The following is a 12,392-nucleotide window of genomic DNA, read 5'->3' on the forward strand; positions in this document are numbered from 1 at the left end:
GCAAAGATAGGTGCCCGACTGCAGCAAAAGTAGCGCTATTTCAGCAGTTCTGCCATGCATTTGTGCGGTGCAAAGCGCTCCGGGAGGGGATGGTATTGAAGATGCACCGGCCTTTACCTCGCCAGCGGCTGGCCATGGAGGCCGTTAGTATACCCCATGCACCGCTGTTGCCGGCCCTTTCTTGGGCTGGCAATCTGTTGCGTGAGGAGTTGTAAAGATGACGCGCAACGCATGGTTTTCCGCCACACTCACCGTCGCTCTGACACTGACAGCCGGCATGGCTGCCTCCGACGAACTCTACGACCAGTGCATCCGGCAGTCGGACAACACCGACCCCGCTTGGGCCGAGTGCGGGGGTGACTGGCTGAAGCGCGAGGACGATAGGCTGAACGCGACTTGGAAAAAGGTGTTCGCGCAGACCGATGGTCGGACGAAGGCCGATCTTTTGGCGGAGCAGCGCCTGTGGGTCGCCTACAAGGAAGGTGCCTGCAGGTTCTTCGCCAACGGCGACTGGGGCAGCAAAGGGCGGGTGCTGGACTATGTGGCCTGCCAGGCGGGCGTCATGGCGGCGCGGAGGACGGATCTCGAAGGTTACGAGGCTTACTTCGATTTGGACGGCTAGCAAACCGCACGGCAGCGCTTGAAACCGCCCCCCATCTGAGCTATATGCAATGCAAATTCTTGGTCTCTAAGGCGAAGAGTGGGTCCGGCCGGTCCCGCTCTTTTTTGTTAGCCGCGGGACCGCATTGGAGGCGTGAAACACCGGATGCAGGACGACCGCATCATCCGCGAGAACGGCGCAGAGGCACGCGTGGCCGGTATCGTCATGCCCGTTCTCGATGCGCTGGGCTACAGGCTCGTGCGGGTCAAGCTTTCGGCGCAGGACGGGCTGACGCTGCAGATCATGGCCGAGCGGCCGGACGGTTCGATGACGGTCGAGGATTGCGAGGAGGCGAGCCGCGCCATCTCGCCGGCGCTCGATGTCGAAGATCCGATCGACAGCGCCTATCAACTGGAGATATCCTCGCCCGGTATCGACCGCCCGTTGGTGCGCCGCACCGATTTCGAGGCCGCGGTCGGCCATCTGGCGAAGATCGAGACCTCGGTAATGGTTGGCGGGCGCAAGCGCTTTCGCGGCCAGATCGTCGCCTGCACCCACGGTGCGGTGACAATCGAGCGCGACAAGACGGCCGAGGGCGAGGAGCCGCTGGTGGAGATCCCGCTGGAGGCCGTCGACGAGGCAAAGCTTGTGCTGACGGACGCGCTCGTCCGCGAGGCGCTCAAGAAGGACAAGGAAGAACGGCGGCAGCGCAAGAAGGCGCGCCGCAGCGGCGATGACGCCGAGGAATAGAAGCAGATCGTACGGCCGGCGCCCGAGCGCCGCCCATCCCCAGGGGAGACCAAAATGGCAGTCAGTGCAAACAGGCTGGAGCTCTTGCAGATCGCCGACGCGGTGGCGCGCGAGAAATCCATCGACAAGGAAATCGTGATCGCGGCGATGGCCGATGCGATCCAGAAGGCGGCGCGCTCGCGCTACGGCCAGGAGACCAACATCCGCGCCGACATCAACCCGCAGACCGGCGAGATGAAGCTGCAGCGGCTGATGGAAGTGGTCGAGGAGGTCGAGGAGCCGGCACGCGAAATCCCCCTCTCTCTGGCGCGCGGGCGCAATCCCGATGCCCAGGTGGGCGATTTCATCGCCGAGCAGCTTCCACCCATGGATTTCGGTCGCATCGCCGCCCAGTCCGCAAAGCAGGTGATCGTGCAGAAGGTGCGCGAGGCCGAGCGCGACCGCCAGTACGACGAGTACAAGGACCGCATCGGCGAGATCGTCAACGGCACGGTCAAGCGCGTCGAATACGGCAACGTGATCGTCGACCTCGGCCGAGGCGAGGCCATCATCCGCCGCGACGAACTGATCCCCCGCGAGATCTTCAAATATGGCGACCGCGTGCGCGCCTATGTCTACGACGTGAGGCGCGAGCAGCGCGGCCCGCAGATCTTCCTGTCGCGTACGCACCCGCAGTTCATGGCCAAGCTCTTCACCATGGAAGTGCCGGAGATCTATGACGGCATCATCGAGATCAGGTCGGTGGCGCGCGATCCGGGCAGCCGTGCCAAGATCGCCGTCATCAGCCACGATTCCTCGATCGACCCCGTCGGCGCCTGCGTCGGCATGCGCGGTTCCCGCGTGCAGGCGGTCGTCGGCGAGCTCCAGGGCGAGAAGATCGACATCATCCCCTGGAACGACAACGCCGCCAGCTTCATCGTCAATGCGCTGCAGCCTGCGGAAGTCGCCAAGGTGGTGCTCGACGAGGATGCCGAGCGTATCGAGGTGGTCGTCCCCGACGATCAGCTCTCGCTCGCCATCGGCCGGCGCGGCCAGAACGTGCGGCTTGCCTCGCAGCTCACCGGCTGGGACATCGACATCCTGACCGAGGAAGAGGAGTCGAGCCGCCGTCAGAAGGAGTTCGTCGAGCGCTCGACGCTCTTCATGGACGCCCTCAACGTCGACGAGATGGTCGGCCAGGTGCTGGCCTCGGAAGGCTTCACCAGCGTCGAGGAGCTGGCCTATGTCGAATCTGACGAGATCGCCTCCATCGATGGCTTCGACGAGGACACGGCGGCCGAGATTCAGGCCCGCGCGCGCGAATATCTGGAGCGCATCGAGGCCGAGAACGACGCCAGGCGCAAGGAGCTGGGCGTGGCCGACGAGCTGCGCGAGATCCCCGGCATCACCACCCCGATGATGGTGGCGCTGGGCGAGAGCGAGGATGGCGTGAAGACCGTCGAGGATTTTGCCGGCTACGCCGCGGACGATCTCGTCGGCTGGCGCGAGCGCAAGGATGGCGAGACGAAGTTCTTTCCCGGCGTTTTCTCCAACTTCGACATCTCGCGCGCCGAGGCGGAGCAGATGATCGTCGCCGCCCGGCTGAAGGCGGGCTGGATCACCGAGGAGGATCTGCGCGCCGGCGAAGAGGCGCCCGAGGAAGAGGAAGAAGCCAGCGAGCCGGCGGAAAGCTGAAATGCCCGGTTGCGTGAAGACAGGTCTTGTGGAACGCGATGAACGACCGCACATGTATCGTGACGCGCCAGGCGCGACAGCCGGAAGAACTCATCCGGTTCGTCGCGGGTCCGGACGGCGCGGTCGTGCCCGACCTGAAACGCAATCTGCCGGGGCGCGGCTGCTGGGTCGGCGCTGAGAAAGGCCTCGTCGAGAAGGCAGCGGCGAAGAACCTGTTCTCCCGGGCCCTGAAAGCGCCGGTGACGGTGCCCCCGGATTTGGCCGAAATGGTCGATTCGCTGCTCGCGGCATCCGCTTTGGGCGCGCTCGGCCTTGCGCGCAAGGCCGGAGCCGTGGCATTGGGGGCAACCAAAGTGGAAATGGCGGTGCGCGGCGGCAGTGCTGCCGCGGTGCTGCATGCGGCGGAGGCCTCGGAAGACGGCATCCGCAAGATCATGGCCGCAAGGAAGGCGGTAGCCCGTGCCGGAGGCAGGCAAATGCCGGCATTCAAGCTCTTTTCGGAAGCCGAAATGAGTTTGGCATTAGGGGCGACAAATGTGATACATGCTGCCGTGCTCGACCAGGGGCCGGGCGAGGCAGCGCTGAAACGCGCGAAAACGCTCGCCGTTTTTCGGGGTGTTGCCCCGGAAATTCCGGCGTCGGGTGCGGCAGACGCCGCAGAGGATATGGAATGACTGATACGAAGACCGGTGACGACAAGACGCTGAGCGTCAACACGAAGAAGACGCTGACGCTGAAACGGCCCGGCATGGAGCAGGGCACGGTGCGCCAGAACTTTTCGCATGGGCGCACGAAAGCTGTCGTGGTCGAAACCAAGAAGCGGAAATTCGCGCGGCCGGACGAACAGGCACCGCCGCCTCCGCCGGTAGCGCCCGTTCAGGCCAAGCCCGCCCAGGCGCCTTCCCCGGCGCCCGCCCGTGAGGCGCCGCGCCCGCCGCAGCCTTCGGGTGGCCGCTCCGGCGTCGTCCTGAACGACCTCTCCACCCAGGAGATGGAGGCCCGCCGCAGGGCCCTGCAGGATTCCAAGGTGCGCGAGACCGAGGAGCGCGCGCGTGCGGCCGAGGAGGCCAAGCGCCGCGCCGAGGAAGAAGAGCGCCGGCGTATCGAGCGTGAGGAATCCGCCCGCAGGCAGGCGGAAGAGGAAGAGCGTCTGAAGGCGGAAGCCGAAGCGCGCAAGCGCGCCGAGGAAGAGGCGCGCCGCCGCGCGCCGGCGGAAGCCGCGCCCCAGGTGGTGGAGGAAGAGGAGCCGGTTCGCCCCGGTGCCGGCGCCAAGCGCGGTGCGCCCAAACCCGAAACCCCGGCTCCCCGCCCGGCCAAGCCGCGCGCCGAGGAGCAGCGCCGCCGCGGCAAGCTGACGCTCAACTCCGCGCTTTCGGACGAGGAGACGCGCGCCCGTTCGCTCTCCTCGATGCGTCGCCGGCAGGAGAAGTTCAAGCGCACACAGAGCCAGGAGCCGCGCGAGAAGATCGCCCGCGAAGTGGTGCTGCCCGAGACCATCACCATCCAGGAACTCGCCGGCCGCATGGCCGAGCGCGCAGTGGACGTGGTCAAGTACTTCATGAAGCAGGGCCAGATCATGAAGCCCGGCGACGTGATCGACGCCGACACGGCGGAGCTGGTGGCCGAGGAGTTCGGCCACACGGTGAAGCGCGTGGCCGAATCCGACGTCGAGGAAGGCCTGTTCAACATCGAGGACAAGCCGGAGGACATGGTGTCGCGGCCGCCGGTGGTCACCATCATGGGCCACGTCGACCACGGCAAGACGTCGCTGCTCGATGCCATCCGCAAGGCCAATGTCGTCTCCGGCGAGGCCGGCGGCATCACCCAGCACATCGGCGCCTATCAGGTGGAGCAGGGCGGCCAGACGATCACCTTCATCGATACGCCGGGCCACGCCGCCTTCACCGCCATGCGCGCCCGCGGCGCGCAGGCCACCGACATCGCCGTGCTGGTGGTGGCGGCCGACGACAGCGTGATGCCGCAGACGATCGAATCCATCAACCACGCCAAGGCGGCGGGTGTGCCGATCATCGTGGCGATCAACAAGATCGACAAGCCGGACGCCGATGCGCAGAAAGTGCGCACGGAGCTTCTGCAGCACGAGGTGTTCGTGGAATCCATGGGCGGCGAGGTGCTCGATGTCGAGGTGTCGGCGATCAAGCAGACCAACCTCGACAAGCTTCTCGAGGCGATCCTGCTGCAGGCCGAGCTCCTGGAGATAAAGGCCAACCCCAACCGCACGGCGGAAGGCGTCGTCATCGAGGCCAAGCTCGACCGCGGCCGTGGCTCCGTCGCCACGGTGCTGGTGCAGGCCGGCACGCTCCGCCCAGGCGACATCGTCGTTGCCGGCAACGAGTGGGGCCGCGTGCGCGCGCTGGTCAACGAGCGCGGCGAGCAGTTGAAGGAGGCGCCGCCCTCGACGCCGGTCGAGATCCTCGGCCTCCAGGGCACGCCGCAGGCTGGCGACCGCCTCGCCGTCGTCGATACGGAAGGCCGGGCACGCGAGATCTCCGAATACCGCCAGCGCCTGGCGCGCGAGAAGGCGGTGGCCCGCCAGGCCGGCCAGCGCGGCTCGCTTGAGCAGATGATGTCGCAATTGCAGACGAGCGGGCTCCAGGAGTTCCCGCTCATCATCAAGGGTGACGTGCAGGGCTCCATCGAGGCCATCGTCAACGCGCTGGACAAGCTCGGCACCGACGAGGTGCGCGCCAACATCGTCCATTCGGGCGCCGGCGCCATCACCGAGAGCGACGTGTCCCTGGCCGAGACGTCCGAGGCCGCCATCATCGGCTTCAACGTGCGTGCCAACAAGCAGGCGCGCGACGCCGCCGAGCAGGCGGGCATCGAGATCCGCTACTACAACATCATCTACGACCTCGTGGATGACATCAAAGCGGCCATGTCCGGCCTCCTCTCGCCCGAGCGCCGCGAGACCTTCCTCGGCAATGCCGAGATCCTCGAGGTCTTCAACATCACCAAGGTCGGCAAGGTCGCCGGCTGCCGTGTCACGGAAGGCAAGGTCGAGCGTGGTGCCGGCGTCCGCCTCATCCGCGACAACGTGGTCATCCACGAGGGCAAGCTGAAGACGCTGAAGCGCTTCAAGGACGAAGTCTCGGAAGTGCCGGGCGGCCAGGAATGCGGAATGGCCTTCGAGAACTACGAGGACATCCGCGTCGGCGACGTCATCGAGGCCTACCGCGTCGAGATGGTGACGCGCACGCTGTAAGGGCTGCCTGAAGCCTTCACCCTCTTCCTCGACAGGATTGAGGGTGAAGGCGGGCCCGCCTTACCGCAAGCTTCGGCGCAAACGGATAGGCGCAAGCACCAGCCCTCATGGTGAGCTTGTCGAACCACGAGGGCGGGATGCCGCCACACCCTAACCCTGAACGCATCTCAAAGCCGCCGTGCCAGATCGGCGCAACCCCGTTTCAAGAGGCGCCCCATGCCTTCCTCAGCCCCATCCCAACGCCAGCTTCGTGTCGGCGAGCAGGCACGCCATGCGCTGGCCGAGATCCTGCAGCGCGGCGACGTGCGCGACCCCGAGGTCGAGGGCGCCGTCATCTCGGTCGCCGAAGTGCGCATGTCGCCGGATTTGAAGATCGCCACCGCCTTCGTCTCGCCGCTCGGCGTGGAGGACAAGGAGAAGGTGGTGGCGGCGCTCAACCGCAATGCGCGTTTCATCCGCGGCCGCGCGGCGCCGGCGCTCAGGCAGATGAAATACATGCCCGAATTCCGCTTCCGCCTGGACACCAGCTTCGACAATTTCGAGAAGATCGACAAGCTTTTGAAATCGCCCGAGGTGGCACGGGACCTGGATAATGAAGACCAAGATGACGATGACGAACGCTGACTGTCTGCGCATGAGGGGTATCGGCTGATGGCGCGCCGCGGAAAGAAGAAGGGCCGGCCTCTCTCCGGCTGGCTGGTCCTCGACAAGCCGGTGGGCATGGGCTCCACCGACGCCGTGTCCAAGGTGAAATGGCTGTTCGGGGCGCAGAAGGCGGGGCACGCCGGCACGCTCGACCCGCTGGCCTCGGGCATGCTGCCCATCGCGCTTGGCGAGGCGACGAAGACCGTGCCCTACGTGATGGAAGGCGCCAAGGTCTACCGCTTCACCATCGCCTGGGGCGAGGAGCGCTCGACGGACGACCTTGAAGGCCCCGTCGTCAAATCCTCGGAAAAGCGGCCGACGGAAGAGGAGATCCGCGCCCTCCTGCCGCGCTATACCGGCCTCATCATGCAAACGCCGCCGCAGTTCTCCGCCATCAAGGTGGGTGGCGAGCGCGCCTACGATCTGGCGCGCGAGGGCGGGACGGTGGAGATCGCCGCCCGCGAGGTGGAGGTTGGCAGGCTCGACCTCGTCTCGATCCCCGACGCCGGGCAGGCCGTTCTGGAAATCGAGTGCGGCAAGGGCACCTATGTGCGCAGCATAGCCCGCGACATGGGCCGCGACCTCGGCTGCTTCGGCCATGTGGCCGATCTGCGCCGCACGGAGGTCTTTCCATTCGAGCCGGCGCAACTCGTCACTATGCAGGCGCTCGAGGAGGCAGCGGCGAATGCTGCCAGCGAGGAAGAACGCTTCGCCGCCCTCGACCCGTATCTCATGGACATCGCAGCCGCCCTCGACGGCCTGCCGGAAGTCCCGCTCAGCGACGACGCCGCCACCCGCATCCGCCTCGGCAACCCGGTCATCGTCCGCGGCCGCGACGCCCCGGTCGAAGCACCCGAAGCCTGGGCCAGCGCCCGCGGCCGCCTGATCGCCATCGGCGCCGTCGAAGCCGGCATGTTCAAGCCCAAGCGCGTCTTCGGCCAGTAAACGGCAACGCCTTCGCCGAGGATCCATGCTCGCCTCGCTGAAGCTTCGGCGAAGCGGGCCTGAACGCCGATCACGGGCGCCGTCTGGCCCAATGCTATGATCCAAGGCGGGGATAAATTTCGCCGGTCTTTCCCGACAACCCATTGATCCCAAACAACCTGCAAACTTTTTTCGCGGGAAAATACGCCCCCCTGCCCAGCCCGCCCATAAAATCCTCCCCATCGCCCTCACGGGAACCGTGGTCCGGACCGGGGACACGGGGAGGGCGGCGGAGACCTCTTCCTGCGGGCTGCCGGTGCCCGCAGGCGTGAGGGCCCGCGACAGGCCGGCGGTGCCGGGGTGCTGGGTTTCAGGCAGCGCCACGGAGGCCGCGGAGAAGCCGCTAGGGTTTCGCATGGCCCGGCTAAGACCACCCCGTAATTGGGTGCAGCCGGGAAGCACGGAACCCAAGTGACCGGCCGACTGTCGGGACAGCCTCCGGCGGGGCGCGTTGGAAGCGCCTTAAAAAAAAATTGAGTGGCACGGACAACGCGCCCCGCTTCCCACGTTCTTTGACATAGCCCGGCGGGCAACCCCCGCGCGGCAACGAATAAGCACGTCCTTCGTCAGGAAAGACGCAACGCTCGCGTCTCCCCTCCCAGCAAGAGGGGGAGGGAAGGCGTCTATCGCCACTCGCGAATGTCCACGAAGTGCCCGGCGATCGCCGCCGCTGCCGCCATCGCCGGCGAGACGAGGTGGGTGCGGCCCTTGAAGCCCTGGCGGCCTTCGAAGTTGCGGTTCGAGGTCGAAGCGCAGCGCTCGCCCGGCTTCAGGCGGTCGTCGTTCATGGCGAGGCACATGGAGCAACCGGGCTCTCGCCAGTCGAAGCCGGCCTCGATGAAGATCTTGTCGAGACCTTCCGCCTCCGCCTGCGCCTTCACCAGGCCGGAACCCGGCACGATCATGGCGTCGACATGCTCGTGCACCTTGCGGCCTTCGGCGACCTTCGCCACTTCGCGCAGATCCTCGATGCGGCCGTTGGTGCAGGAGCCGATGAAGACACGGTCGAGCGCGATGTCGGTGATCCTGGTGCCCGGCGTGAGGCCCATATAATCAAGAGCGCGCTTCTTCGACAGGCGCTTGTTCTCGTCGGGGATGAGGTCCGGGTCGGGCACGGCGCCGGTGACCGACACCACGTCCTCGGGCGAGGAGCCCCAGGTGACGATGGGCGGCAGGTTGGCCGCGTCGAGCTTGACGACGCGGTCGAAATGGGCACCTTCGTCGGAGTGCAGCGTCTCCCAATAGGCACGTGCCATGTCCCAGGCTTTGCCTTTGGGCGCGCGGGGGCGGTCCTTGATATAGGCGTAGGTCGTCTCGTCCGGGGCGATCATGCCGGCGCGCGCACCGCCCTCGATGGACATGTTGCAGACCGTCATGCGGCCTTCCATGGAGAGCGCGCGGATCGCCTCGCCGGCATATTCCATCACGTGGCCGGTGCCGCCGGCGGTGCCGATCTCGCCGATGATGGCGAGGATGATGTCCTTGGCCGTCACACCCTCCGGCAGCTTGCCGTCCACCTGGATGAGCATGTTCTTGGCTTTGCGCTGGATGAGCGTCTGGGTGGCCAGCACATGCTCGACCTCGGAGGTGCCGATGCCGTGCGCCAAGGCGCCGAAGGCGCCATGGGTGGAGGTGTGGCTGTCGCCGCAGACGATGGTCATGCCGGGCAGCGTGAAACCCTGCTCGGGCCCGACGATGTGGACGATGCCCTGCCGCTGGTCGGCCTCGTTGTAATATTCGATGCCGAAATCGGCTGCATTCTTGGCCAATGCCTCGACCTGGATGCGGCTTTCCGGGTTCTTGATGCCGAATTTGCGGTCCGGCGAGGTCGGCACATTATGGTCGACCACGGCGAGCGTCTTTTCCGGATGGCGCACGGTGCGCGAGGCCAGGCGCAGGCCTTCGAAGGCCTGCGGGCTGGTGACTTCGTGCACCAGGTGGCGGTCGATATAGAGGAGGCAGGTGCCGTCGTCCTGCCGGTCGACCAGATGGTCGTCGAATACCTTGTCGTAGAGCGTATTGGGTTTGGTCATCGTCTGCTGTTCCTCGAAAGCGGAGAGGGAAGTGCCCGAGGGCGGTGTCTCGTCCGCTCAGGGAAGTCGGCACAAAAGCGCGCCGGAAATGCGCGCGAAAAAGCGGCCCGGCAGGCGCTTCACGTCCTGCAGAACGAAGCTCTTGCAGGATGGATGTGCGAAAATCTCTTCCATGGGCCGCGTCATACCAGCGTTTTGCGCCTTCGGCAATCGGAGGTGCGGATGGATACTTACTTCTCGTCGGGCGGGTTTTTCAAATCGAGCCGTATCTCCAGTTGGCGCATGGCGGCCAGCACCAGAGCGCCGAGCAGGCAGGCGAGCGTTGCGACCAGCCACAGGCCGAGCCCCACCGCCAGCCCGATGGCAGCGGCGAGCCACATGCCGGCGCCCGTGGTCAGCCCGCGCACATGGCCGCGCTTGAAGATGATGAACCCGGCGGCGAGGAAAGCGACACCCGAGGTGATCGCCTCGACGAGGCGGACCGGGTCGGACCGCACGCTCTCGTCCTGGAAAACCGGCATGGATACGATCTCCACCGCAACGATGGCGAACGTGGCCGAGGCGAGGCAGACGAGCATATGGGTCCTCAGGCCTGCCGGGCGGGCGAGCAGCTCCCGCTCGAAGCCCAGAATACCGCCGAGGACAAGGGACAGCGCGAGGCGGACGGCGATCACCTGCCAGGGCAGAGTTGTCTGCGGTACAAATTCCTGAAGGAGCGCGTCCATGCGGCATTGAACGCCCTGCCGGCGGAAGGGGTTCCGGTTCAGGCGGTCTTGCTTCGGCGCAGGCGCCGCTCCAGTGCACGCAGCGCCAGCGACAGGCTGATGGTCAGGAGCAGGTAGATATAGGCTACGATGGAATAGGTCTCGAAGAAGCGAAAGGAGCCGGAGGCGTAGATCTTGCCCATCTGCGTGATGTCGGCCACGCCGAGCACCGAGACCAGCGAAGAGTCTTTCACCATGGCCACGAAGTCGTTGCCGAGCGGCGGCAGGATGGTGCGCAGCGCCTGGGGCATGACGATGAGGCGGAAGCGCTGGAAGCGCGTGAGGCCGAGCGCCTCACCGGCCTCGATCTGCCCTTCGTCCACCGACTGGATGCCGGCGCGGAATATCTCGGCGATGAAGGCGGAATAGCCGATAGTGAGCGCGATGACGGCGCGCCACAGAAGGGAGACGTCGCGCACCTGGAGCGCACCGGTCAGCCCGGCCTCCTGCAGCGGGCCGGTAAGCGCGTTCCAGCCCGCTACGAATGCCGGCACGCCGGCGAAGGCGATCCAGAACAGGAGCACAAGCACCGGCACGCCGCGGATGACCTCGACATAGAAACGCGCCGTCTGGCGCAGCAGCGTCCTCTTCGACAAAGCCATCAGCGCCATCACGAGCCCCAGCGCGGAGGCGAGCGCAAAGCCGGTGACGGTGACGAACACGGTGATGAGGACGCCGCGCGATACGGTGGAGATGACTTGCGTATAGAGATCGCTCGTCGCCACGTAGACGGCGACGCCGACGGCAATCGCCCCGGCGGCGACGAGCCACCAGGGGAACTCCTTATCGGCTGCGGCGGGTCGGGGAGAGGCCATCAGCGGCGACGGTCGGCGCCCCCTTCACCCTTCATGCGTGGTTTCATTCGCCCAGCTTGTAATCGAGGAACCACTTCTTATCGAGCGCGTCGAGTGTGCCGTCGGCCTCGAGCGCGGCGATCGCGGCGTTGATGGGCTCGACGAGATCGGAGCCCTTGGGGAAGATGAAGCCGAAATCCTCCGATCCGAGCGGCTCGCCGATAACCTTCAGGGCGCCGTTTGAAGCTTCGACATAGCCGTTGGCCGCCACACCGTCGGTGAGTACGAGATCGACATCGCCGGCCCTGAGTGCCTGGACCGTCGCCCCGAACGTCTCGAAGAGCTTTATCCGCGGGTTCTGCTCGTTCCCGTCGAGCACGTCGTAGACGGAGACGTAGAAGGGCGTGGTGCCGGGCTGCGCGGCGATCAGCAGATCCTCCTCCGCGGCAAAGCTCTCCGCATCGGTGAAACGCTCCTCGTCGGACCGCACCAGCATACGCATCTCCGAGTGCATGTAAGGGGCGGAGAAGTCGACGCTCTCCTTGCGGTCGTCGCGTATGGTGATGCCGGTCATGCCGATGTCGTACTGCCCGTCGGAAACCGCCTGGATCATCGCCTCCCAGCTGATGTTCTGATAGGCGATCTCGAAATTCAGCCGCTTGGCGATCTCCTCCATGGCGTCGTACTCCCAGCCGACCTGCTGCCCGGTCTTCGGATCGATGAATTGCAGCGGCGGATAGGCGTTTTCGGTCACCACGGTGACACTGCGGCCGCCCAGATCCGGCAGGTCCTGCGCATGGGTGACAGCCGTGGTAGCGAGGATGGTGAGTGTTCCGGCGAGAAACGTGCGAAACGACATGATGGATTTCCCCCTGTGGCTGGCCGTGGATGCGGCCGGATTCGGGACCGCACCATAGAGCA

The 12,392-nt window shown here is 65.9% G+C and carries 11 protein-coding genes; 7 read left to right on the forward strand and 4 right to left on the reverse strand.

Going from position 1 to position 12,392, the window contains the following annotated elements; all coding sequences use genetic code 11:
• Positions 1 to 217 precede the first annotated feature (217 nt).
• The 7 genes from GPJ75_RS03245 to truB all read left to right on the forward strand — a co-directional run bounded on the left by GPJ75_RS03245 (position 218) and on the right by truB (position 7,841).
• Positions 218 to 622: a lysozyme inhibitor LprI family protein gene (locus GPJ75_RS03245; protein WP_163265102.1), complete on the forward strand. Its 405-nt coding sequence runs from the start codon at positions 218 to 220 to the stop codon at positions 620 to 622.
• A gap of 144 nt (positions 623 to 766) precedes the next feature.
• The gene (gene rimP, locus GPJ75_RS03250; RefSeq protein ID WP_163265104.1) at positions 767 to 1,351 is read left to right on the forward strand and encodes a ribosome maturation factor RimP; all 585 of its coding nucleotides are present in this window, start codon (positions 767 to 769) and stop codon (positions 1,349 to 1,351) included.
• 54 nt (positions 1,352 to 1,405) lie between these two features.
• On the forward strand, positions 1,406 to 3,025 hold the full coding sequence (gene nusA / locus GPJ75_RS03255) for a transcription termination factor NusA (protein ID WP_163265106.1): 1,620 nt from the start codon (positions 1,406 to 1,408) through the stop codon (positions 3,023 to 3,025).
• 38 nt (positions 3,026 to 3,063) lie between these two features.
• Positions 3,064 to 3,699, forward strand: a complete 636-nt coding sequence (locus tag GPJ75_RS03260; protein WP_163265108.1) for an RNA-binding protein — start codon at positions 3,064 to 3,066, stop codon at positions 3,697 to 3,699.
• Positions 3,696 to 6,251, forward strand: coding sequence for a translation initiation factor IF-2 (gene infB, locus GPJ75_RS03265; protein ID WP_163265110.1), 2,556 nt, complete (start codon positions 3,696 to 3,698; stop codon positions 6,249 to 6,251). Before GPJ75_RS03260 ends, infB begins: the two co-directional genes overlap by 4 nt.
• Before the next feature lie 216 nt (positions 6,252 to 6,467).
• On the forward strand, positions 6,468 to 6,875 hold the full coding sequence (gene rbfA, locus GPJ75_RS03270; RefSeq protein WP_163265112.1) for a 30S ribosome-binding factor RbfA: 408 nt from the start codon (positions 6,468 to 6,470) through the stop codon (positions 6,873 to 6,875).
• Between the two features lie 27 nt (positions 6,876 to 6,902).
• The gene (gene truB, locus GPJ75_RS03275; protein WP_163265114.1) at positions 6,903 to 7,841 is read left to right on the forward strand and encodes a tRNA pseudouridine(55) synthase TruB; all 939 of its coding nucleotides are present in this window, start codon (positions 6,903 to 6,905) and stop codon (positions 7,839 to 7,841) included.
• Between the two features lie 662 nt (positions 7,842 to 8,503).
• On the opposite strand, the gene leuC is transcribed toward truB, so the two are convergent.
• From leuC to GPJ75_RS03295, 4 genes are all read right to left on the reverse strand, one after another.
• On the reverse strand, positions 8,504 to 9,913 hold the full coding sequence (leuC, locus tag GPJ75_RS03280; protein WP_163265116.1) for a 3-isopropylmalate dehydratase large subunit: 1,410 nt from the start codon (positions 9,911 to 9,913) through the stop codon (positions 8,504 to 8,506).
• A 230-nt stretch (positions 9,914 to 10,143) separates the two neighbouring features.
• On the reverse strand, positions 10,144 to 10,638 hold the full coding sequence (locus GPJ75_RS03285; RefSeq protein WP_163265118.1) for an MgtC/SapB family protein: 495 nt from the start codon (positions 10,636 to 10,638) through the stop codon (positions 10,144 to 10,146).
• 38 nt (positions 10,639 to 10,676) lie between these two features.
• Positions 10,677 to 11,492: an amino acid ABC transporter permease gene (locus GPJ75_RS03290; RefSeq protein ID WP_163265120.1), complete on the reverse strand. Its 816-nt coding sequence runs from the start codon at positions 11,490 to 11,492 to the stop codon at positions 10,677 to 10,679.
• A 43-nt stretch (positions 11,493 to 11,535) separates the two neighbouring features.
• The gene (locus GPJ75_RS03295; protein ID WP_163265122.1) at positions 11,536 to 12,330 is read right to left on the reverse strand and encodes a transporter substrate-binding domain-containing protein; all 795 of its coding nucleotides are present in this window, start codon (positions 12,328 to 12,330) and stop codon (positions 11,536 to 11,538) included.
• Positions 12,331 to 12,392: the final 62 nt, after the last annotated feature.

This window comes from Chelativorans alearensis (genome assembly GCF_010993735.1).
GTDB lineage: Bacteria > Pseudomonadota > Alphaproteobacteria > Rhizobiales > Rhizobiaceae > Chelativorans > Chelativorans alearense.